This is a genomic window from Streptomyces sp. F001 (assembly GCF_004187715.1).
GTDB classification, from domain to species: domain Bacteria; phylum Actinomycetota; class Actinomycetes; order Streptomycetales; family Streptomycetaceae; genus Streptomyces; species Streptomyces flavusporus.
Map to the genome: position 1 here is coordinate 985,351 of NZ_QZWF01000001.1, position 21,738 is coordinate 1,007,088.

The window sequence follows — 21,738 nt, forward strand, 5'->3', positions numbered from 1 at the left end:
TCAGACGGCGACCAGGTCGCAGACGAAGATCAGGGTCTCACCGGGGGCGATACGGCCGCCACCGGCACCGCGGTCACCGTACGCGAGGTGCGCCGGGATGGTCAGCTGGCGGCGGCCGCCGACCTTCATGCCCTGCACGCCCTGGTCCCAGCCGGCGATGACCTGGCCGACGCCGAGCTGGAACTGCAGCGGCGTGCCACGGTTCCAGGACGCGTCGAACTCCTCGCCGGTGGAGAAGGCCACGCCCACGTAGTGGACGGAGACGGTGTCGCCCGCCTTGGCCTGAGGCCCGTCGCCCTCCCAGATGTCCTTGATCTCGAGGTCCGCCGGGGGCTCGCCGCCCGGGAAGTCGATCTCGGGCTTCTCGATGCTCACGTCTCTAGCTCCTGCTGGTGTACGACAAGGCAACTCCGACAGTCTTGCATCCCACCGGCGAACACGCCTCGTCGGCCGCCGGTCGAGACCGGTCACGGCGGCCCGCCCATCTCACATCTTGGCCAGGATGTCCACCGAGAAGACCAGCGTGGAGTCCTTCTTGATGCCGCTGCCGCTCGGCGGATTGTCCCCGTACCCCAGGTCCGGCGGGATGACGATGAGGACGCGGCTGCCGACCTTCTTGCCGGTCAGGCCCTGCGCCCAGCCCTTGACGACCTGCTGGAGCGAGAACGAGGTCAGCGCCTTCCGGCCGTACGTCGAATCGAACTCCTTGCCACCGTCCCACAACACACCCCGGTACTGCACGAGCACACTGTCCTCGGCGCCGACCTCCGCACCGTCGCCCTCGAGGATGTAGTTCGCCACGAGCTTCGTCGGCGGGTCGGCCTTGGGGATCTCGATGGAGGGCGCCTTGCCGTCCGTGTTCGTACCGACCTTCGGCACATCCACGTTGTCCTGCGCGACCTGGGTGCCCTTGGCGGAGCTCTTCGCATTGAACGTGGCCTGGATGTCGACGACGAAGACCAGCGTGTCGGTGCCCTTGATGCCCGCCTGCGAGTTGCCCTGCTCGCCGTAGCCCCAGGTCGGCGGCACGGACATCTGGACACGGCTGCCGGCCTTCTTGCCGGTCAGCCCATAGCGCCAGCCGTCGATGATGCCGCCCTGCGCGAGCTGGATGACCAGCGGCGTCTTGCGGTCGTAGGAGTTGTCGAACACCTTTGCGGTGTCCCAGATCTGGCCGAGGTAGTTGGCCTGGATGTAGTCGTTCTCCGCGACGGTCTGGCCACCGCCCGCAATGACCGTCTTCACCGCAAGGTTCTTGGACGGCTCACCGCTGCCCTTGGCCACCGTCGGCTTCTCGCCGAACTTCGTCCCCGCGGTGATGGCCGGCAACGGACCGTCCACGATCTTCGGCGGCGGCGCAGCGGACGTCGCAGGAGCCGACGGCGACGCGGTGCCGGTGGCCTCGGCCGAGTCGGCCCCGCCGTCGTCGTCGCCACATCCGGCGAGCGTGACCAGTCCAGCGGGGACCGCGATGAGAAGTGAGCGTCGGCGCACGGTGGGGGCCTCGTAATCGGTCGATCTTGTTGATGGCGTGCGCGCAACTCTACGGCGTGAGAAGGGCGCCGTACGGAAAACGTACGGCGCCCGTGTTGCGTTCCGACGATCAGGCCGAAACCCGTTGCTCACATACCGGCGATGAGCTTCTCCACCCGGTCGTCCACCGATCGGAACGGATCCTTGCACAACACCGTGCGCTGAGCCTGGTCGTTGAGCTTGAGATGGACCCAGTCGACCGTGAAGTCCCGGCGCTGCTCCTGCGCCCGTCGGATGAAGTCACCGCGCAGCCGGGCCCGAGTGGTCTGCGGCGGAACCGACTTACCCTCGAAGATCTTCAAGTCGTTGCAGATCCGAGCCGCTTGGCCCTTCTTCTCCAGCAGGTAGTACAGACCACGACGCCGGTGGATGTCGTGGTAGGCGAGGTCTATCTGCGCGACCCGCGGGTGCGACATGGTCATGTTGTGCTTGGCTCGGTACCGCTCCAGAAGCTTGTACTTCATGACCCAGTCGATCTCGGTGTCGATCCGGTCCAGATCCTCGGCCTCGATCGCGTCCAGCGTGCGGCCCCACAGCTCCAGCACCTGCTCCACGGTGCCGGTGCGGATGCCACGCCGCTCGCAGAAGTCCACGGCCTTCTCGTAGTACTCGCGCTGCACCTCCAGCGCCGAGGCCTCCCGACCGCTGGCCAGACGCACCTTGCGCCGGCCGGTGATGTCATGACTGACCTCGCGGATCGCCCGGATCGGGTTCTCCAGAGTCAGGTCGCGCATCACCGTGCCCGCCTCGATCATGCGCAGCACCAGGTCGGTGGCGCCGACCTTGAGCAACATGGTCGTCTCGGACATGTTCGAGTCACCGACGATGACATGCAGCCGCCGGTAGCGCTCCGCGTCCGCGTGCGGCTCGTCACGCGTGTTGATGATGGGCCGGGAACGGGTCGTCGCCGACGAGACGCCCTCCCAGATGTGCTCGGCACGCTGACTTACGCAGTACACGGCACCCCGCGGAGTCTGCAGCACCTTGCCCGCACCGCACAGCAACTGCCTCGTGACCAGGAACGGAATCAGGATGTCCGCGAGCCGGGAGAACTCCCCGTGCCGGGCCACCAGATAGTTCTCATGGCATCCGTAGGAGTTGCCGGCCGAGTCCGTGTTGTTCTTGAAGAGGTAGACGTCGCCCGCGATTCCCTCCTCGTGCAGGCGTCGTTCGGCGTCCACCAGGAGTCCTTCGAGAATGCGCTCGCCGGCCTTGTCGTGGGTGACCAGTTCGATCACGTTGTCACATTCGGGTGTCGCGTATTCCGGATGCGAGCCCACGTCGAGATAGAGGCGGGCACCGTTCCGCAGAAAGACATTGCTGCTGCGGCCCCATGACACGACACGGCGGAAGAGGTACCGCGCCACCTCGTCAGGAGACAGACGGCGCTGTCCCCTGAACGTGCACGTGACGCCGTACTCGTTCTCCAGCCCGAAAATGCGGCGGTCCATGACTGAACATTACGCCCGATCCCCTGAACTGAAACGGGGTTCGGCAGCACGATTTGGATCATTTTCCGACGCGGCCGCAACGACCGCCGCCCTGGCGGGAGCTGCGAGTACCCGCCCCGTGGCCAGCAGAACCAGCAAAGACACGGCCCCCGCGGCACCCGGCACGGCAAAGCCCCACAGCGCCCCGCCCCACTCGACCACCGGCCCCGCCAGCCCGGTTCCGACCGACGCACCCACCGTGAACGTCGTCACAAGCCAGGAAAACGCCTCCGTGACGGTGCCGCTCGGCGCATGCCGGTCGACGATGACGAACGCGCAGGCGATGGCAGGCGCGAGAAACACACCGGCGAGCGCCGTCAGCGCCGTCATGGCGACCGGACCCGGCATCAGCATCAGCGGCAGATAACACACCGCCAGAAGGCCGACCAGCAGCCTCAGTCGCCGCTCCGGCGCACCCACCCACCGGCGCGCCCCGTACACGGCACCGCCGACCAGCGCACCGAGCCCCAGGCCCGCCATCAGCCAGCCGTACACCGCATCGCCACCATGGTCGTCCGCATACGACATGGCGGCAACCGTGATGGAACCGAGCGCCACACCGACAAAAAGGAACGCAGCCAGCAGCACCAGCAGCCCCGGTGAACGCAGCGCACCGAGCCAGTGCGCCTCACGCGGCGCCGAGCGCCACGCGCGCGAGGGCGGCGACACGACCACGGAGAGCGCACCGAGCACCCCGACGACGTTCAGCACAAGCAGCGCGACCTGCGCCGACCACAGCGCCGTGCACACAGTCACCAGCAGCGGGCCGACCGTGAACATCACTTCCTGCGCCACCGCGTCCATGGCGTACGCGGTGTGCACCTGGTCCTCCCTGCGCAGCACAGAGGCCCACAGCGCGCGCAGACCGCCCTCCAGAGGAGGGGTGAACAGCCCGGCGCCCGCAACGGCGACGTAGGAGAGCGGCAGCACCTCGGTGCCACTGAAGGCGAACACGGCCATCGCGAGGGCGGACGCAAGCGCCGCGGGCAGCTGGACGCGCGGCTGCCCGTACAGGTCCACCAGCCGGCCGAGCAGAGGCTGGCCCACCGCGTTGGCGACGCCGTAGACCGCCGCCAGCGCCCCCGCAAGGCTGTACGAGCCGCCCTCGGCACGGACGAACAGCACGATCGCGATCGCGGCGGTGGCATTGGGCAGCCGCCCCACCAGCGTGCCGACCAGCAGCCGGGCGGCATGCCTCGCCCTGAGGATCTCCAGGTATCCCGTGGCCATGTCCCCGCCCTTCCGGCCCAGGTTTTACGTATAACGTCGTCCGTCATACGTACCATGAGCGCTGTCCACACGTCCAGGCGGAGCCCGGACCAAGCCCCGACCAAGGAGCAGGCACAGGTGGCACCAGCCGGCACCCGCCCCACCAGCCGGGACGTCGCCCAGGCCGCCGGCGTCTCCCAGGCCGCCGTCTCACTCGTGATGGGCGACAAATGGCGCGGCCGCGTCTCCGAAACAACCGCACAGCGCGTACGCGAAGCCGCCCGCGAACTCGGCTACCGGCCCAACCTCGCCGCCCGCAACCTACGCCTCGGCCACACCCGCACCGTCCTGCTCGTCGTCCCCGCCCTCACCACGGAATTCTTCGCCGGCGTCTACACCGGCGCCGCCCGCATCGCCGCCCAACACGGCTTCGGCGTCGTCCTCTACCCCTCCCCCGAAGGCATCGGCCCCGCCAGAAACCCCTTCGCATCCGCACAGGCCGCCCTCGACGGCGTCATCGCCTCCTCCATGGCCGCAGACGCCCTCACCGCCATCCGCGGCGACCAACTGCCCCTCGTCATGCTCGACAGCGACCCCGAAGGCAGCCTCGGCGCGGCAACCGTCAACCTCGACATCACCAACGGCATACGCCAGGTCACCGAGCACCTGCTCGGCCTCGGCCACCGCACCTTCCTCCACCTGGCCGCCGACGTTCCCTCCTGGACCTTCGAGGTGCGCGCCCGGGAACTAGCCGCCCGCATCGCCGCCGTTCCGGGCACGACCGTGCACACGGCCCGCGCTCCCATCTCCATCCAGGGCGCCCTGACCGCCGCCGAGACCGCCCTCAGGCGCCACCCCGCCACCGCGGTCGTCTGCGACGACGACAAACTGGCCGCCGGCGCCTACAAAGCGATCCGACGCCTCGGCCTGCGCATCCCCGACGACATCTCCGTCACCGGCCTCGACGACCTCGCCCTGGCCACCGCCATCGACCCGGAACTCACGACCGTCCGCCTGGACGCCGAACTGTTCGGCGAGCGCGGCATGCAAGCCCTGCTGGCGGTCCTGGAGGGCCGCGAGCCCACCCAGGGAGACATTCCCGTCCAACTGGTCGTACGGGGCTCCACGGCGCCACCACCGGCCCCCTGAGACGCATATGGGCCCCGGCCGACACCGGCCGGGGCCCATACGAGTGGACTACGCGTTACTCGTCCTCGGACTCCTCGGCATCCGCCGCCGACGCCGCACCATCCGCCTCCAGCAACCGGGCGAGCTGCCGACCAGTGATCCGCCGGAACTTCCGCTTCTGCGGACGCGTACGGTCCAACACCGCCACCTCCAGACGCTCGGCCGGAATCTCCCGCTGAGTGCCGTTGGTGTCACGGGACAAGGCCTGCACGGCCAGCTTGAGCGCCTCGGCCAACGTCATGCCGTCCTGATGGCGCTGATCCAGATAGCTGCTGATCTGCTCGGCATTGCCGCCGACCGCAACCGAGCCGTGCTCGTCCACGATCGAGCCGTCGTGCGGCAGCCGGTAGATCTGGTCGCCCTCGGGCGTCTCACCGACCTCGGCGACCACCAGCTCCACCTCATACGGCTTCTCGGCCGCACTGGAGAAGATCGTGCCCAGCGTCTGCGCATACACGTTGGCCAGGCCCCGGGCCGTCACGTCGTCACGGTCGTAGGTGTAACCTCGCAGGTCGGCGTAGCGCACACCGCCGATCCGTAGATTCTCGTACTCGTTGTACTTGCCGGCCGCGGCAAAGCCGATCCGGTCATAGATCTCGCTGAACTTGTGCAACGCGCGGGACGGATTCTCGCCGACGAACACAATGCCGTCGGAGTACTGCAGCACGACCAGGCTGCGGCCCCGGGCGATGCCCTTACGGGCGTACTCCGCCCGGTCGGCCATGGCCTGCTGAGGTGACACATAGAACGGCGTCGACACCGGTTATCCGTCCCTTTCTGTGGAAGTCACTCGATCACCTGGACAAGATCCGCCGACGACTACAGCAGCGCGGCCCGCGGACCGTCAGGCAGCTCCAGCCGCCGCTCCAGCACCGAACGGGCGATCTGCGAAGCCTCGTCCTCGGTGAGCCGACGGAAACCGTCCTCGGTGATCACGGTGACGATCGGGTAGATCCGGCGGGCGACATCGGGACCACCGGTCGCCGAGTCGTCGTCTGCCGCGTCATACAGGGCCTGCACCACGAGCGTCGTGGCCTGGTCCTCGGTGAGGTCCTCACGGAAGAGCTTCTTCATGGCACCGCGCGCGAAGATCGAACCGGAGCCCGTGGCCGCATACCCCTGCTCCTCGGAACGGCCACCCGTCACGTCGTAGGAGAAGATGCGGCCCTTGCCGCGGTCCACGTCATAACCGGCGAAGAGCGGCACCACGGCCAGGCCCTGCATGGCCATACCCAGGTTGGACCGAATCATCGTCGACAGCCGGTTCGCCTTGCCCTCCAGCGACAGCTGAGCGCCCTCGACCTTCTCGAAGTGCTCCAGCTCCAGCTGGAACAGCTTGACCATCTCGACGGCGAGACCGGCGGTGCCGGCGATACCGACGGCCGAGTACTCGTCGGCGGGGAACACCTTCTCGATGTCCCGCTGCGCGATGACGTTGCCCATGGTCGCCCGCCGGTCACCGGCGAGGACCACGCCACCGGGGAACGCCACGGCCACGATCGTGGTGCCGTGCGGCGCCTCGATCACGCCCTGCGTGGGCGGCAGTTGCCGGTTGCCGGGCAGCAGCTCCGGCTGGTGCTCGGACAGGAAGTCCATGAACGAGGACGACCCAGGCGTCAGGAAGGCAGCTGGTAGACGCCCGGTGCTACGAGTGTTGGCTTCCACGCGATTCCTTCCAGGTAAGCGGCGGCCCGACGGACGGCGTCAGGATCGTCTCCCAACTTGCCGATGGCCGAATTGCAGTTGAAGCACAGTACGCCACGGACCCTACCCGTCTTGTGGCAGTGATCCACATGTGCAGCCGGAGCCTTCAGACAGATCACGCAGAGGCCCATCTGAGAGGCGACCATCTCGTCACGCTCGCCTTCGGTGAGGCCGTAGTGGCGCTTCAGGTGACGCGCGCGGCTCTTAGCTGCCCGGCAGGCTTTGCAACTGGTCGAGAGGCCGTCGCTAGCTGTTGCGTTGCGATGCCACTCACTGTGCGGCTTGACCTCACCACAGCTCCGACAGAACTTATGGCCCTCGGGCGTCTCCACGCGGGGCCGCACATTCTTCCCTCTGGCCAGCTGACGAGCCTGGTGGTATTCCGCCCAGCACTCTCGACAGTAGGCCTGCAACCCGTCACGGGCCGCCTTGTTGCCAGCGAAGGCTGCTCGCGGCTTGGACTCCTTGCACCGCGAGCAACGCTTCATACTCTCTTCGCTTGCCACCTCGAAGGGCCCCCGATGCCTTTGATTCGAAGGCTACTCGCCGCCCTTCTGAACGAAACTACGGACGAAGTCCTCGGCATTCTCCTCCAGGACATCATCAATCTCGTCCAGCACAGAGTCCACGTCGTCGCTCAGCTTCTCCTGCCGCTCCTTGAGATCCTCCGCAGCCTGCGCCTCCGCAGCCTGCTCCTCGACCTCCTCGGTAGAGCGCGTGGCCTTCTGCTGTCCGCCGCCGGTGTCCTTGGTTGCCATATCCCTCACCCCGCTCGGTTCGCCCGACATGGTCGACAGGTCGGCTTTCCTGCCGATCGGTCATGATCAGACCCTACAAGCCGGGTCTGACAATGTCCCCGCAGTTCCTACAACGTACGGGGACCACCTCGATGATTCCCTGGGGCCGGGATTTCCACCCTGTGTGCCCGGCCCCGTCCGAGAACTCGCTCACCCGCCGGACAGGACCCTGACCAGGTCTTCCGCGGTGCGGCAGCGGTCCAGGAGCTCCTTGACGTGATTACGCGTTCCGCGAAGCGGTTCCAGGGTTGGGACGCGCTGGAGCGAGTCCCGTCCCGGGAGGTCGAAGATCACCGAGTCCCAGGAGGCCGCGGCGACGTCGTCGGCGTATTGCTCCAGGCAGCGGCCGCGGAAGTATGCGCGGGTGTCCTCCGGGGGCTTGACCATGGCCCGCTCGACGCCCGTGTCGTCCAGGAGGCGCTTCATGCGGCCGCGGGCGACGAGGCGGTTGTAGAGGCCTTTCTCGGGGCGTACGTCGGCGTACTGGAGGTCGACGAGGTGCAGCCGGGCGGCGTCCCAGTCGAGGTTGTCGCGGCGGCGGTAGCCCTCCATGAGTTCTCGCTTGGCGACCCAGTCGAGTTCGCCGGCGAGGCTCATGGGGTCGCGTTCCAGGCGGTTGAGGGTGTCTTCCCAGCGGGTCAGGATGTCCTTGGTCTGGTCGTCGGCGTCGGCCCCGAAGCGCTCTTCCACGTACTTGCGGGACAGCTCGTAGTACTCCATCTGCAGTTGGACCGCGGTGAGTGTGCGGCCGCTGCGGAGGGTGATCAGGCGCTGGAGTGTCGGGTCGTGGGAGACCTGGTGGAGGGTGCGGACCGGCTGGTCCACCGCCAGGTCCACGGCGATGAAGCCGTCCTCGATCATGGACAGGACCAGCGATGTCGTGCCCAGTTTCAGGTACGTGGAGATCTCGGAGAGGTTCGCGTCGCCGATGATCACGTGGAGGCGGCGGTATTTCTCCGCGTCGGCGTGGGGCTCGTCGCGTGTGTTGATGATGGGGCGTTTGAGGGTGGTTTCCAGGCCTACCTCGACTTCGAAGTAGTCGGCGCGCTGGCTGAGCTGGAAGCCGTGTTCGTGGCCGTCCTGGCCGATGCCGACGCGGCCTGCTCCGGCGAAGACCTGGCGGGAGACGAAGAAGGGTGTGAGGTGGCGCACGATGTCGGAGAAGGGGGTTTCCCGCTTCATCAGGTAGTTCTCGTGTGTGCCGTAGGAGGCGCCCTTGTTGTCGGTGTTGTTCTTGTAGAGGTGGATGGGCTGGGCGCCGGGCAGCTGTGCTGCGCGTTCGGCGGCTTCGGCCATGATTCGTTCGCCGGCCTTGTCCCAGAGGACGGCGTCGCGGGGGTTGGTGACCTCGGGGGCGCTGTATTCGGGGTGGGCGTGGTCGACGTAGAGCCGGGCGCCGTTGGTCAGGATGACGTTGGCGAGGCCGATGTCCTCGTCGGTGAGCTGGCTGGCGTCGGCGGCCTCGCGGGCGAGGTCGAAGCCTCGGGCGTCCCGCAGGGGGTTCTCTTCCTCGAAGTCCCAGCGGGCCCGGCGGGCCCGGTGCATCGCCGCCGCGTAGGCGTTGACGATCTGGGATGAGGTGAGCATGGCATTGGCGTTGGGGTGGCCGGGGACGGAGATCCCGTACTCCGTCTCGATGCCCATTACTCGCCGTACGGTCATGCGGCCCTCCTTGCCCGGCGGCTCCCTCGGTCGTGGGCGCCGTTCAGATACCGCTGGCGCTGGGTTGCGTGTGCGGTGCCCGTCCCCGCACTGCGCGACTCGGCGGTACCGACGAGCCTAGAACGCCTCCGCGCTGGTGGGGAGATCATTTGCGTCATTAGCCTTGCTCCAGCCGTGGCCCGGAAAGCAGTCGGCTGCGGGTACCCGGAGAGGGCACCCGCAGCCGCCCTGTCTTTTACAGGTACTGTCCGGTGTTGGCCACCGTGTCGATGGAGCGTCCGGTGTCTGCGCCCTGCTTTCCGGTGATGAGGGTACGGATGTAGACGATCCGTTCGCCCTTCTTTCCGGAGATGCGGGCCCAGTCGTCCGGGTTGGTGGTGTTGGGCAGGTCCTCGTTCTCCTTGAACTCGTCCACGCAGGCTTGGAGGAGGTGGGAGACGCGGAGGCCCTTCTGGTTGTGTTCGAGGAAGTCCTTGATCGCCATTTTCTTGGCGCGGCCCACGATGTTTTCGATCATGGCGCCGGAGTTGAAGTCCTTGAAGTAGAGGACTTCCTTGTCGCCGTTGGCGTAGGTGACTTCCAGGAAGCGGTTTTCCTCGGTTTCGGCGTACATGTGTTCCACGGCCGTCTGGATCATGGCCTGGACGCATGCGTCCTTGTCGCCACCGTGTTCCCCGAGGTCCTCGGAGTGAAGCGGGAGGCGCTCGGTGAGGTACTTGCCGAAGATGTCCTTGGCCGCTTCGGCGTCCGGGCGCTCGATCTTGATCTTCACGTCGAGTCGGCCGGGTCGCAGGATGGCCGGGTCGATCATGTCCTCACGGTTCGAGGCACCGATCACGACCACGTTCTGCAGGCCCTCCACGCCGTCGATCTCGGCGAGCAGCTGCGGGACGATGGTGTTCTCCACGTCCGAGCTGACCCCGGAGCCACGGGTGCGGAAGAGGGACTCCATCTCGTCGAAGAAGACGATCACGGGGGTGCCCTCGCTGGCCTTCTCCCGGGCACGCTGGAAGACGAGGCGGATCTGCCGCTCGGTCTCACCGACGTACTTGTTCAGGAGCTCGGGGCCCTTGATGTTGAGGAAGAAGCTCTTGCCGGCGGCCTGACCGGTGACCTCGGCGACCTTCTTGGCCAGCGAGTTGGCGACGGCCTTGGCGATGAGTGTCTTGCCGCATCCGGGGGGTCCGTAGAGCAGGACGCCCTTGGGTGGGCGCAGTTCGTGCTCCTTGAACAGGTCGGGGTAGAGGTACGGGAGCTCGACCGCGTCGCGGATGGCTTCGATCTGGTTGCCGAGGCCGCCGATCTGGTCGTATCCGATGTCGGGGACTTCTTCGAGGACGAGTTCTTCGACCTCGCTCTTGGGGACGACTTCGTAGACGTAGCCGGAGCGGGGTTCGAGCAGCAGGGCGTCGCCGGCGCGGATGGTGACGTCCAGCAGCGGCTCGGCGAGCCGTACCACCCGTTCCTCGTCGGTGTGCCCGAGCACCAGGGCGCGTTCGCCGTCCTCGAGGATCTCCTTGAGGGTGACGATGTCCCCGACGCGCTCGAACTCCATGGCGTCGACCACGTTGAGCGCTTCGTTGAGCATTACTTCCTGGCCGCGCCGCAGGTCGTCGAGTTCGACGCTGGGGCTGACGTTCACGCGGAGTTTGCGGCCGCCGGTGAAGATGTCGGCGGTGCCGTCCTCGTTCGCCTGCAGGAAGACTCCGAAGCCGGCCGGTGGCTGTGCGAGCCGGTCGACTTCTTCCTTGAGGGCCACGATCTGGTCGCGGGCCTCACGGAGCGTGTTGGCGAGTCGCTCGTTCTGCGCGGACACGCCGGCCAGGTTGGTCTGCAGCTCGACGATCCGCTCTTCGAGAATTCTCGTGTGTCGCGGAGAGTCGGCGAGCTTTCGTCGCAGGACGGCGATCTCCTGCTCAAGGTAGGCGATCTGCCCGGCCGGGTCGTCGGACCCGCGTCCTGGGCGGATGCCGCGGTTCATGTCGTCGTCGTGGGCTGCCACGGTCCTCACCTCCTCCAAGGGGAGCTGGACGCTTCCAGACCCTACCTGGGTGGGTGTCGATTGAAACCCCTAGATCACAAAGACGGTCGGGGTGTGTCCGATCTTCACCCTTGCGCTCTCCCTCACGCCAGGGGAATACCCAGGGAACGCGAGGAGAAAGCGGGCGCAGGTAGTGTCGAACTGTTCAACACCCGTCAGAGCTGGCCGGATTCCCGTACGGCTCGACACAGAAACGGCAGGAGAGGTGACCGTGCAGCAGGAGGCCGGAGTCGACGGCGAGGCGCTGGAGGTCTGGATCGACCAGGATCTGTGCACCGGTGACGGCATCTGCGCCCAGTACGCGCCCGAGGTGTTCGAGCTGGACATCGACGGTCTGGCCTATGTGAAGGGCGCGGATGACCAGTTGTTGCAGGCGGAGGGGGCCACAACGCCCGTGCCGCTGCCGCTTCTCACGGATGTGATCGACTCGGTGAAGGAGTGTCCGGGTGAGTGCATCCATGTACGTCGAGTTTCGGACAGCGTGGAGGTGTACGGTCCGGACGCAGAGTGACCAGATCCATACGGTGGGTTACGACTGTAGGATTTCTCACATGCGTCGGTTGCAAGCGTCAGACGCTTCGGGCGTCTGCGGGTGACGAGCGGACGAACGCACCGTTCTTCCACTGCCACTTAGCGTTCTCCTTCGTGTCCGGACAGCATGTCGGTACGTCGGAGGAGGAGTAGCCGAGCAGGGTCGCCAGCACTGCTCCGTCGCGAACGGCGAAGTCACTGACGGTGAACCGGTCCTCGGGGTCGACGAGGGTCGCCACGATGCGGGGCTGTGACGCATCCTCGCCCTGGGTGAGCACGTACACGCCGTCGGGTGGCGTGCTGATGCCGGCGTCGCAGTGCACCACGGCGATCGTCTCGGGCCGGCCGTCGCCGTCGAGGTCGCCGGAGGCCTTCTGTTCCACCACGGCCTGTACCGGGCCGCATTCGAGGGGGAAGTCGACGCCCTCGGGGGCGGGCGGTGCGGCGACGGGTGCGGACCGGGTTTCCTGGGGCGGCGTCTGGGCGGCGGTCGCGGAGTCCGGCTGCAGGAGCGAGGAGAGGGCCATGACACCGGCGACAGCGGTGGCGGTGGCAAGCCAGTGGATCGGGCGGGTGTGGGTGTGTGCCAGTTCCGGGACGGCGGATTGCTGCACTAGGAGTGTCTCCCGTGAGGGCTGTGCCGGTGGGGGTGGCCAGCATGGTGCCACACGTCACAGTGCGGGGGAACGGTGGGGGGCGGCCCTTGTGCCGGTGGTGTCTTGGCGAGGCAGTCCTTTGGTGCGGCGTCAACGGGAAAGCGCCGTGGCCGAGTTCCCGGCGGGTTGCGGGAACTCGGCTACGGCGCGGTGACGTTGTGTGCGGCAGGAGGCCGCCTCAGCGGCCGATGCCTCCGTCTGCGTTGGGGCCGGAGTAGTCCTCGCCGTAGGCGCCCTTGGCGGGCCGGCGGCGACGCATGGGCGGTTCGACGCCGTCGGCGAGGCGGCGGGCGGTGAGCAGGAAGCCGGTGTGGCCGATCATCCGGTGGTCGGGGCGGACGGCCAGGCCCTCGATGTGCCAGTTGCGGATCATCGTCTCCCAGGAGGTCGGCTCGTTGAAGCAGCCGATTTCGCGGATGGACTCGACGGTCCGGGCGAGCTGGGTGGTGGTGGCGACGTAGCAGCACAGGATGCCGCCGGGGACGAGCGCCTTGGAGACGGCTTCGAGGCACTCCCAGGGGGCGAGCATGTCGAGGATGACGCGGTCGACGTCGGTGTCGCTGAGGTTGTCCTGGAGGTCGCCGACGGTGAGCTGCCAGGCGGGGTGCGGGCCGCCGAAGTAGCGTTCCACGTTCGCCTGCGCGATCTCGGCGAAGTCGGCGCGGCGCTCGTAGCTGTGCAGCATGCCCTGGTCGCCGATGGCGCGCAGCAGGAAGCTGCTGAGCGAGCCGGAGCCGACGCCGGCCTCGACGACGCGTGCGCCGGGGAAGATGTCGGCGAAGGCGAGGATCTGACCTGCGTCCTTGGGGTAGACGACGGCTGCCCCGCGGGGCATGGACAGGACGTAGTCGGGGAGCAGGGGGCGCAGCGCGAGGTAGGCGACGTTCCCGGTGGTGCGGACAACGCTGCCCTCGGGGGCGCCGATCAGTTCGTCGTGCGGGAAGGAACCCTTGTGGGTGTGGAAGTTCTTCCCGGCTTCGAGCGTGAACGTGTAGTGGCGGCCCTTGGGGTCGGTCAGCTGTACCTGGTCCCCGACCTTGAAGGGCCCGCGCCTGCGGGCGGCACCGGTCGGTTCGGACATGTGACCAGCCTACCGGCGTTTCAGGTGGGCGCCGACCACGGGCCGCGGGGTGCTACGAGGGCCTGGCCATGGCCTTGACGAAGGCGCGCTCGACGTCGGCGGCGGACAGGACGCCGTAGATTTCGCCGGTCTCCTCGACGACCAGGTACTCGGTGGCGGGGGTGGCGCGCAGTACCTCCAGGAGGTCTTCGCCGGCCAACTCGGCGGAGACGCGCATGCCGTCGGTGAGCTCCTGGGCGAGGCCGCTGACGGCGACCCAGGGGCGGCGGTGTTCGGGTACGCCGACGATGGCGGCTTCGCGGACGAGTGAGACGGGGTTGCCGTCGGCGTCGACGACGACGAGTGCGCGGGCGCCGGCGGCGTTGGCGCGGCGCAGGGCCTCCGAGAGGGGCGTCTCGGATTCGACGGGCACTGCGCGGCGGGTGAGGGTGCGGGCACGCAGTTCCGGGAGGTGTTCGCGCAGGCGGGCGACGCGCAGGCTGTTGCCGGCGCCGGTCCAGATGATGGCGGCGAGGATCGCGGCGAGCAGGGCGTCCATGACGGTGTCCATGCCGACGTTGTCGACGGCTTCGGTGCCGAGGGCGCCGGACTGGGTGAGCAGCGGGAGGCCGATCAGGACGGCGACGGCGAGGGCGCGGCCGACCCAGGCGGCGGCGATGGTGCCGCTCATCGGCTTGCCGGTGATCTTCCAGACGACGGCGCGGAGCATGCGGCCGCCGTCGAGGGGCAGGCCGGGCAGGAGGTTGAAGGCGGCGACGATCAGGTTGGAGATCATCAGGCCGGCCAGCAGGACGCCGGGGACCGTGCCGGGTTCGACGGGCTGCAGGGCGAGGTAGAAGAGGCCGGCGAGGACGAGGGAGAGCAGGGGGCCGACGAAGGCGAGCACGAATTCCCGGCCGGGGGTCTCGGCTTCCTTCTCGATCTCGGAGACGCCGCCGAAGAACTGGAGCTGGATGCGGCGGACCGGGAGCTTGAAGCGGAGGGCGGCGACGGTGTGGGCGAGTTCGTGTACGAGCACGGAGGCGTAGAAGGCGACCGCGAAGAAGAGGGAGACCAGATAGCGGGCCGCGCCGAGCTCGGGCAGTACACGCTCCAGTTGCCCGCCGAACACCCAGGTGATCAGGGCGGCGACCAGGAACCAGCTCGGGGCGACGTACACGGGCACACCGAACGGCCGCCCCATCAGCAGGCCGCCTCTTGGCTCCGGACGCTGCGGGGCGGGGCCCTTGTCGGGGCCGGTGCCGGTGTGGGCGAGGTGGCGGTGGGCGGGGGCGGGGGCGGGGTGAGAGGTGGGTGCCGGGTGGTCGTCGGCGGGGCGCGCCGAGTCGGGTTCGGCGTCGGCCGGGTCGGTTTCCGCGCGCTCCGCCGGGGGCGTGTGGGCCTCGGGCGGTTCGGTGGGCGCGTCGGGTGTCCGCCGGGTCGCGTCGGGGCGTGTGGGGTCGGTGGTCGGGGCCGTACGGTCCGTTTGCTGTTCGGCCGTTTCGTCGGTGCCCGACCGCGGCTGCCCGCTCCCGCCGCTCTCGTCCACGGTGTCCCCTCGTTTTGAAGCGTCTCCCGCGCCTGCCGGGCGGAAGGGTCTCGGGTCGATGGTATGCGGCCGTCGGGATGCGTTCCGCCCCGGCACCCCCTCTGTTTCCCTTGCCGTGGCAGGGGTTGCGGTCGCGGGGTGCGTCACTGTCAGTGGTGGGCCGTATGGTCTGTGGGTATGGACACCAGCACCGAGGGCGCGGCGCAGGCCCCCAGCGGCGGTACGGCCGGGACCCGGACGGATCCGTCGGTCATGGCCGAGCCTACGACGGCGACGGCAGTGACGGCAGCGACGGCCACGGCTGTCGCCACCGAGCCCGTCGTCATACCGCCGACCTCGCTCTCGCCCTCGCGTGCCGGCGACTTCATGCAGTGTCCCCTGCTGTACCGGTTCCGGGTGATCGACCGGCTGCCGGAGAAGCCCAGCGAGGCGGCGACCAGAGGCACCTTGGTGCATGCGGTCCTGGAACGGCTCTTCGACGCCCCGGCGCAGGAGCGCACCGCGCCCCGGGCCAAGTCGCTGATCTCCGGCCAGTGGCAGCGGTTGCGCCGGACCAGGCCGGAGGTCGAGGAGCTGTTCGCCGACGACCCGGACGGGGAGCGGCTGGCGCGCTGGCTGGGTGAGGCGGAGCAGCTGGTGGAGCGCTGGTTCACGCTGGAGGATCCGAGCAGGCTGGAGCCGGCCGAGCGTGAGCTGTTCGTGGAGGCGGAGCTGGAGTCGGGGCTGCGGCTGCGCGGGATCATCGACCGGGTGGATGTGGCGCCGACCGGTGAGGTGCGGATCGTCGACTACAAGACGGGCAAGGCGCCCCGGCCCGAGTACGCCGAGGGTGCGCTGTTCCAGATGAAGTTCTACGCCCTGGTGGTCTGGCGGCTGAAGAAGGTCGTCCCGCGGCGGCTGCAGCTCGTCTATCTCGGCAGCGGTGACGTTCTGACGTACGATCCGGTCCTCGCCGACCTGGAGCGGGTGGAGCGCAAGCTGCTGGCGCTGTGGGAGGCGATCCGGCGGGCCACCGAGACGGGCGACTGGCGGCCGCGGCCGACGAAGCTGTGCGGCTGGTGCGATCACCAGGCGGTGTGCCCGGAGTTCGGCGGCACTCCCCCGCCGTATCCGCTGCCCGTGAGGGGGGTCGGGTCGGAGGATTCGGAGCAGGGCAGAATGGGGCCGGACTAGCGAAGGAGACTTACGTGGCCATCCGTGTCCTACTGGTCGACGACCAGCCGCTGCTGCGTACGGGCTTCCGGATGATCCTGGAGGCCGAGCAGGACATCGCGGTCGTCGGCGAGGCCGGAGACGGCCTCCAGGCACTCGACCAGGTGCGGGCTCTGCAGCCCGATGTGGTGCTGATGGACATCCGCATGCCGCGGATGGACGGCGTGGAGGCGACCCGGCAGATCACCGGCCCGGGGCGGGACGGCCCGGCGAAGGTGCTGGTGCTGACCACGTTCGACCTCGACGAGTATGTGGTGGAGGCCCTCAAGGCGGGCGCCAGCGGTTTCCTCCTGAAGGACGCCCCCGCCAACGAACTGGTGCAGGCGATCCGGGTCGTGGCGGCCGGCGAGGCGATGCTCGCGCCGAGCATCACACGGCGCCTCCTCGACAAGTACGCCACGCATCTGCCGTCCGGCGACGAACCCGTCCCCGACACGCTGAACACCCTCACCGAGCGCGAGGTGGAGGTGCTGAAGCTGGTGGCGCGTGGACTGTCGAACGCGGAGATCGCCGCCGACCTGTTCGTCAGCGAGACCACGGTCAAGACGCATGTGGGCCATGTGCTGACCAAGCTGGGCCTGCGGGACCGGGTGCAGGCCGCGGTGTACGCCTACGAGAGCGGTCTGGTGCGCCCCGGCGCGCAGTGACCCCACCTGCGGCCGTACGACGCCGAGGGCGCCCCCTTCCGAGGAAGCGGGCGCCCTGACGCGTATCGGCTGCTCAGCCCTTGCTGAGGTCCCAGAACCGGAACACGGTCGAGGCGTCGAGGCAGTACTCCAGGCCGTAGACGGCCTCGCGGGCCACCGCGTACTGCTTGGCCTGCCAGACCGGCAGGACGGGGAGTTCCTCGGCGACGATGTCCTGCAGCTCCCCGAAGTCCTCGTCGGTTCCCGCGCGGTCGCTCTCGGCGGCGGTGCGCGGGATGAGGGTGCCGGTGATCGTGCTGTTGGCGTAGTTGTTGTCCAGCACGTTGCCCTCGCCGAAGAACGGGGCGGTGAAGTTGTCGGCGTCCGGGTAGTCGGGCACCCAGCCCTTGACGTACACGCCGTACTTGCCGTCGGCGATGTCCTTCTCGTACTGGTCGAAGGCGACGGACTGCACGTCGGCGGTGAACAGGCCGCTGTCGTTGAGCTGTGCCGCGATCGCCGCCAACTCCTGGTCGGTGGCGGGGCCGTAGCGGGAGGGGGTCGACCAGAGGGTGAGCTTGACCTTGTCAGTGATGCCTTCGGCGCGCAGCGCGTCCGCGGCCTTCGCCTTGGAGGGGCGGGCGCCGTAGGTGTCGAAGAAGGCCGTGTTGTGGCCCGCGATACCGGCCGGGATGATCGAGTACAGCGGGGTCGCGGTGCCCTGGTAGACGTCCTCGATGAGGGCCTCGCGGTCGATCAGGTGGGCGATGGCCTTGCGGACCCCGGGCTGTCCGGCTACGGGGTCGTCCATGTTGAAGACCAGGTGCTGGACCTCGGCGCTGCTGCCCTCGACGACCTTGACCCCGGCGTCGTCGTCGGCGTTCTCGATGTCGGCGATGTCGCCGGCGCTCAGGCCTCGGTAGGCGATGTCGATCTCGTTGTCGAGGAGTGCTTCCTTCAGGGCGCTCTGGTCGCCGTGGAAGAACTTCAGGGTGACGCCGCTGTTCTGGACCTCGGCGGTGCCCTTGTAGTTCTCGTTGACCGAGAACACGGCCTCGTCGTCGCTGAACGAGTCGAGCTTGTACGGGCCGGAGCCGACCGCCTCGCCGTCCTTGCGCAGCCCGTTCGCGTCGTACTCCCGGTGGTTGACGATGGAGCCGGCACCGGAGGCGATCTTGCTGGGGAAGGTGGCGTCGGCGACCTTCAGGGTGAACACGACGGTCTTCTCGTCCGGCGTCCGGACCGAGTCGAGCATGGGGAACATGACGGCCGGACCGGCTTCGTCGTTGATCTTCAGCATGCGGTCGAAGGAGAACTTGACGTCCTTCGAGGTGAGCGGGTCACCGTTGCTGAACTTCAGACCGTCCTTCAGCGTGCACTTGTAGACCTTGGTCGACGTGTCCGTGAAGGTGCACCCCCGGGCCGCCTCCGGCTGCGGTTCGGTGCCGCCCTTGGGGAAGCTCAGCAGGGACTGGAAGACGTTGTTGAACAACAGCCACGAGCCGGGGTCGTAGCCGGACGCGGGGTCCGCGGAAAGGATGTCGTCGGACATTCCCATGACCACGTTGGAGCCGCTCTCCCCGGAGTCGCCGGTCTCGGATCCGCATCCGGTCAGCAGACCGGAGGCCAGCCCGGCCACGATCGGCAGAACCGGCCACTGGTTGCGCATGTTCACTGCGTGTGCCTTACGTCGTTCTCGAAGCTCCCGGGCCGCCGTCCAGGACCCGGGCACGGAAAGGGGGTGAGTCAGCCGCTCACACCGCGGCCGAGCTCCCACAGCTGGAGGGTCGAGGAGGAGTTGAGAGCGTACGCGACGCCCGTGACGTCGTCGCGCGCGGCCACGTACTGCTTGCCCTGCCACAGCGGCAGCATGGGTACGTCCTCGGCCACGATGTCCTGGATCCGGTTGAGGCTGTCGGCGGCACCCAGCCGGTCGGCCTCACGTCGGGACTCCGGGATCAGAGAGTTGCGGATCTCGCTGTTGGCGTACGGCGACTTGAGGAAGTTGTCCTTGTCGAGGAACGGGGCGACGAAGCTGTCGGCGTCGGGGAAGTCGGGGAACCACCCCATGCCGAACACGTCGTACTCGCCGTTGCGTTCGGCGGGTACGAAGGTGTCCCAGGGCGTGCCCTCGATGCTGACGTCGAACAGGCCGCTGTCGTTGAGCTGCTGCTGCAGCTGTTCGAACTCCCGCTTCGTGGCGGCGCCGTAGTGGTCGGTCGTGTAGTGCAGCGTCAGCTTGACCGGGGTGGTGATGTCGGCGGCGGTCAGCAGGGCCTTGGCCTTGGTGACGCTCGGGTCGCCGTACTTGTTGAAGAACGCGTTGGAATGGCCGGTGATCGAGGCCGGGACCAGTGAGTACAGCGGTTCGGCCTGGGAGCCGTAGACCTTGGAGATCAGTTCGCTGCGGTTCACGATCTGGGCCATGGCCTGCCGTACGGCCTTGTCCTTCACCGTCGGGGCGTCGGTGTTGAAGGCCAGGTAGCGGATCTCCAGGCCGGGCATCTCCACGAGGTCGACGTCGCCGTCGGAGGCGGCGGAGAGCTTGTCGATCTGCTCGGGCGTCATGGAGCGCGTCATCATGTCGATGTCGCCCTTGTCGAGGGCGTCACCCATGGCCTCGGCGTCCTTGTAGGAGACCATGTCGACCTCCTCGTTGTTCACCGTCAACGCCCCCTTGTAGTGGGGGTTCTTGGTGAACACGGCCCGGACGAGTTCGTCGTTCTTCTCCTCGACCTCAAGGGTGTACGGGCCGGAGCCGTCGATCTGGAAGCCCTCGCGCAGCTTGTTCTTCTCGTAGTTGTCGGGGTTGACGATGCCCGCGACCGGAGTCGACAGCTTGTACGGGAAGGTGGCGTCCGCGGTCTTGAGGTGGAAGATGACTTCGTTGTCGCCCTGCGTCTCGACGGTGTCGACGGTGGACAGCAGCGCGAAGACGCCACTGTCGGCCTTGATGGCGCGGGCCCGGTCGATGGAGAACTTCACGTCGGCCGCGGTGATGGGGTCGCCGTTGGAGAACTTCAGGTCCGCGCGCAGCTTGCAGGCGTAGCGCTCGTTGCCGGTGTCGGTGAAGCCGCAGCTCTGGGCGGCCTCGGGGACGGGTTCGCCGTCGCCGCGCGGCTGGACCATCAGCGTCTGCACGGTCTGCCGCAGCACGTTCCAGGTGCCGACGTCGTAGGCGTACGCCGGATCGAGGGGCGCGGGGGCGTCCTTGGTGGCGATGAACCGGTCCGTGGTGCCGACGCCGATCGCATCGCCGTCGCTCCCGCTGTCCGACCCGCCGCAGGCGGCGAGCGCGGGCGCAAGCAGGCCGACCACAGCCGGCAGCACCAAAGTCTTGCGGTTCATGCTCGAGTTTCTCCAGAGCTGTCAAGTCCGTGTATCCGGCATGCAGGGGTGGCGCAGCGGATCACGGGAGCGGGGGCGAGGTTCTCGCGACGAGATTAATGCGCACCCGCTCCGGGGTTCGCAGCGACGGGAGTTGAGCGCCCATCACGCTGCGAAACCGGGCGCGGACACACTGAAAACCCGACAGTGGAAGGATTAGTACAGCGTTCCATGAATCGGGACACAAAGGCGGGGTGACCGCCCTGTATTGGGGCCGCGAGACACACGAGCAGGCCCCTGTCGACCCCTCAAGAAGTGGCGAACATCACACTTTCGCACAGGGTTCAACAGGACCGGAATTCAGCCATCCGGAGTTCGAATTCTTTCGCAAGTGCACCTGGTGAATTGCTGTTCCGCCGAAGCGGTACGGTGGGTGAACGCCTAGCGCATTTCCGTCATCAGGCCGCGCAGAAATGCCAGGTCCACCTGTTCGAGAGAGTCCACCACGGTACGCCGGGCAGCCGGGGCGATCGGAGCCACCGACGGTACGGCCACCACCTGACAGCCCGCGGCCTCGGCGGCCGCCACACCGGTCGCGGTGTCCTCGACGACCGCGCATCTGGCCGGCTCCGCACCGAGTCCTGCGGCGGCGAGCAGATACGGGTCGGGGTGCGGCTTGGTGCGCGCCACCTCGTCCCCGGCCACGGTCAGGGCGAAGTACTGGGAGCCGATCAAGCCCAGCACCCGGTCGATGATGCGCCGGTGCGAGGCCGAGACCAGCGCCGTCGGGATCTCGTGCGCGGCCAGTTCGGCCAGCAGCCGGGCGGCACCCGGCATCAGCGGCAGGGCACGGTCGATACGGTCCTCGAACCCCTGGTTGAGCAGGACGGTGAGCTCGGCGAGGGTGATGTCGGCGCCGGTGGCCTCGATCAGGAACCCCGCGCTGCGGGTCATGGGACCGCCGACCACGACATGGCGCCAGGAATCGTCGAGGGTGTGACCGAGGCCTGCGAAGACCTCGACCTCGACGTCCCACCAGAAGCCCTCGGTGTCCACCAGAGTGCCGTCCATGTCGAGGAGCACGGCCTGCAGGGCGGAGCCCTCCGCCGTACGGGTGCCGAGTGCGGGGACCGTCGTCGTCATCCGGTGGTAC

20 protein-coding genes are annotated in these 21,738 nt (G+C 68.0%); 4 read left to right on the forward strand and 16 right to left on the reverse strand.

The window, feature by feature from the left end; genetic code table 11:
• From StrepF001_RS04575 to StrepF001_RS04590, 4 genes are all read right to left on the reverse strand, one after another.
• Positions 1-375 carry an FKBP-type peptidyl-prolyl cis-trans isomerase gene (locus tag StrepF001_RS04575; protein ID WP_129796958.1) on the reverse strand — a complete coding sequence of 125 codons (375 nt, stop codon included), beginning with the start codon at positions 373-375 and terminating at the stop codon, positions 1-3.
• Positions 376-486: 111 nt separating this feature from the next.
• Positions 487-1,494, reverse strand: a complete 1,008-nt coding sequence (locus tag StrepF001_RS04580) for an FKBP-type peptidyl-prolyl cis-trans isomerase (RefSeq protein ID WP_129796959.1) — start codon at positions 1,492-1,494, stop codon at positions 487-489.
• 128 nt (positions 1,495-1,622) lie between these two features.
• Entirely contained in the window at positions 1,623-2,984 is a 1,362-nt protein-coding gene (pafA, locus tag StrepF001_RS04585) for a Pup--protein ligase (RefSeq protein WP_129796960.1), read from the reverse strand.
• A 9-nt stretch (positions 2,985-2,993) separates the two neighbouring features.
• On the reverse strand, positions 2,994-4,253 hold the full coding sequence (locus tag StrepF001_RS04590; RefSeq protein ID WP_129796961.1) for an MFS transporter: 1,260 nt from the start codon (positions 4,251-4,253) through the stop codon (positions 2,994-2,996).
• A 117-nt stretch (positions 4,254-4,370) separates the two neighbouring features.
• Here StrepF001_RS04590 and StrepF001_RS04595 point away from each other — a divergent pair, with 117 nt between their 5' ends.
• Entirely contained in the window at positions 4,371-5,381 is a 1,011-nt protein-coding gene (locus tag StrepF001_RS04595; protein ID WP_165396158.1) for a LacI family DNA-binding transcriptional regulator, read from the forward strand.
• A 55-nt stretch (positions 5,382-5,436) separates the two neighbouring features.
• On the opposite strand, the gene prcA is transcribed toward StrepF001_RS04595, so the two are convergent.
• The 6 genes from prcA to arc form a co-directional block, all read right to left on the reverse strand.
• On the reverse strand, positions 5,437-6,180 hold the full coding sequence (gene prcA, locus StrepF001_RS04600; RefSeq protein ID WP_129796963.1) for a proteasome subunit alpha: 744 nt from the start codon (positions 6,178-6,180) through the stop codon (positions 5,437-5,439).
• Between the two features lie 59 nt (positions 6,181-6,239).
• Positions 6,240-7,085 carry a proteasome subunit beta gene (prcB, locus tag StrepF001_RS04605; protein WP_129796964.1) on the reverse strand — a complete coding sequence of 282 codons (846 nt, stop codon included), beginning with the start codon at positions 7,083-7,085 and terminating at the stop codon, positions 6,240-6,242.
• The gene (locus StrepF001_RS04610; protein ID WP_165396178.1) at positions 7,037-7,612 is read right to left on the reverse strand and encodes an endonuclease VII domain-containing protein; all 576 of its coding nucleotides are present in this window, start codon (positions 7,610-7,612) and stop codon (positions 7,037-7,039) included. Before StrepF001_RS04610 ends, prcB begins: the two co-directional genes overlap by 49 nt.
• A 51-nt stretch (positions 7,613-7,663) precedes the next feature.
• Complete coding sequence (locus StrepF001_RS04615; RefSeq protein ID WP_129796966.1) at positions 7,664-7,882, reverse strand: ubiquitin-like protein Pup; 219 nt, start codon at positions 7,880-7,882, stop codon at positions 7,664-7,666.
• Positions 7,883-8,071: 189 nt separating this feature from the next.
• On the reverse strand, positions 8,072-9,583 hold the full coding sequence (dop, locus tag StrepF001_RS04620) for a depupylase/deamidase Dop (RefSeq protein ID WP_346656901.1): 1,512 nt from the start codon (positions 9,581-9,583) through the stop codon (positions 8,072-8,074).
• Positions 9,584-9,818: 235 nt separating this feature from the next.
• Positions 9,819-11,585, reverse strand: a complete 1,767-nt coding sequence (arc, locus tag StrepF001_RS04625; RefSeq protein WP_129796967.1) for a proteasome ATPase — start codon at positions 11,583-11,585, stop codon at positions 9,819-9,821.
• Between the two features lie 244 nt (positions 11,586-11,829).
• Between arc and StrepF001_RS04635 the strand changes: the two genes are divergently transcribed.
• The gene (locus StrepF001_RS04635; RefSeq protein WP_129796969.1) at positions 11,830-12,135 is read left to right on the forward strand and encodes a ferredoxin; all 306 of its coding nucleotides are present in this window, start codon (positions 11,830-11,832) and stop codon (positions 12,133-12,135) included.
• Positions 12,136-12,193: 58 nt separating this feature from the next.
• Here the strand turns inward: StrepF001_RS04635 and StrepF001_RS04640 are convergent, their stop codons facing one another.
• The 3 genes from StrepF001_RS04640 to StrepF001_RS04650 all read right to left on the reverse strand — a co-directional run bounded on the left by StrepF001_RS04640 (position 12,194) and on the right by StrepF001_RS04650 (position 15,420).
• Complete coding sequence (locus StrepF001_RS04640; RefSeq protein ID WP_129796970.1) at positions 12,194-12,769, reverse strand: hypothetical protein; 576 nt, start codon at positions 12,767-12,769, stop codon at positions 12,194-12,196.
• A gap of 220 nt (positions 12,770-12,989) precedes the next feature.
• Positions 12,990-13,892 (reverse strand): tRNA (adenine-N1)-methyltransferase, encoded by a 903-nt coding sequence (locus tag StrepF001_RS04645; protein WP_129796971.1) that lies wholly within the window; start codon positions 13,890-13,892, stop codon positions 12,990-12,992.
• Positions 13,893-13,944: 52 nt separating this feature from the next.
• Positions 13,945-15,420, reverse strand: a complete 1,476-nt coding sequence (locus StrepF001_RS04650; RefSeq protein WP_129796972.1) for a site-2 protease family protein — start codon at positions 15,418-15,420, stop codon at positions 13,945-13,947.
• A 177-nt stretch (positions 15,421-15,597) separates the two neighbouring features.
• On the opposite strand from StrepF001_RS04650, the gene StrepF001_RS04655 reads away from it, so the two are divergent.
• Together StrepF001_RS04655 and StrepF001_RS04660 are read left to right on the forward strand one after the other, a co-directional pair.
• Entirely contained in the window at positions 15,598-16,593 is a 996-nt protein-coding gene (locus StrepF001_RS04655) for a RecB family exonuclease (RefSeq protein WP_129796973.1), read from the forward strand.
• 14 nt (positions 16,594-16,607) lie between these two features.
• Complete coding sequence (locus StrepF001_RS04660; RefSeq protein ID WP_129796974.1) at positions 16,608-17,279, forward strand: response regulator transcription factor; 672 nt, start codon at positions 16,608-16,610, stop codon at positions 17,277-17,279.
• Positions 17,280-17,352: 73 nt separating this feature from the next.
• Here StrepF001_RS04660 and StrepF001_RS04665 read toward each other — a convergent pair whose 3' ends face one another.
• The 3 genes from StrepF001_RS04665 to StrepF001_RS04675 all read right to left on the reverse strand — a co-directional run bounded on the left by StrepF001_RS04665 (position 17,353) and on the right by StrepF001_RS04675 (position 21,728).
• A complete protein-coding gene (locus tag StrepF001_RS04665; RefSeq protein ID WP_129796975.1) occupies positions 17,353-18,933 on the reverse strand; it encodes an ABC transporter substrate-binding protein in 1,581 nt (526 codons plus the stop codon).
• A gap of 71 nt (positions 18,934-19,004) precedes the next feature.
• Positions 19,005-20,606, reverse strand: coding sequence for an ABC transporter substrate-binding protein (locus tag StrepF001_RS04670; protein WP_129796976.1), 1,602 nt, complete (start codon positions 20,604-20,606; stop codon positions 19,005-19,007).
• Between the two features lie 420 nt (positions 20,607-21,026).
• A complete protein-coding gene (locus StrepF001_RS04675; RefSeq protein WP_129796977.1) occupies positions 21,027-21,728 on the reverse strand; it encodes an HAD family phosphatase in 702 nt (233 codons plus the stop codon).
• Positions 21,729-21,738: the final 10 nt, after the last annotated feature.

Coding starts and splice junctions, on each gene's coding strand:
- pafA (WP_129796960.1), bottom strand. CDS start 2,984: ATGGACCGCCGCATTTTCGGGCTGGAGAACGAGTACGGCGTCACGTGC.
- StrepF001_RS04590 (WP_129796961.1), bottom strand. CDS start 4,253: ATGGCCACGGGATACCTGGAGATCCTCAGGGCGAGGCATGCCGCCCGG.
- StrepF001_RS04610 (WP_165396178.1), bottom strand. CDS start 7,612: ATGAAGCGTTGCTCGCGGTGCAAGGAGTCCAAGCCGCGAGCAGCCTTC.
- StrepF001_RS04615 (WP_129796966.1), bottom strand. CDS start 7,882: ATGGCAACCAAGGACACCGGCGGCGGACAGCAGAAGGCCACGCGCTCT.
- dop (WP_346656901.1), bottom strand. CDS start 9,583: ATGACCGTACGGCGAGTAATGGGCATCGAGACGGAGTACGGGATCTCC.
- StrepF001_RS04645 (WP_129796971.1), bottom strand. CDS start 13,892: ATGTCCGAACCGACCGGTGCCGCCCGCAGGCGCGGGCCCTTCAAGGTC.
- StrepF001_RS04655 (WP_129796973.1), top strand. CDS start 15,598: ATGGACACCAGCACCGAGGGCGCGGCGCAGGCCCCCAGCGGCGGTACG.
- StrepF001_RS04670 (WP_129796976.1), bottom strand. CDS start 20,606: ATGAACCGCAAGACTTTGGTGCTGCCGGCTGTGGTCGGCCTGCTTGCG.
- StrepF001_RS04675 (WP_129796977.1), bottom strand. CDS start 21,728: ATGACGACGACGGTCCCCGCACTCGGCACCCGTACGGCGGAGGGCTCC.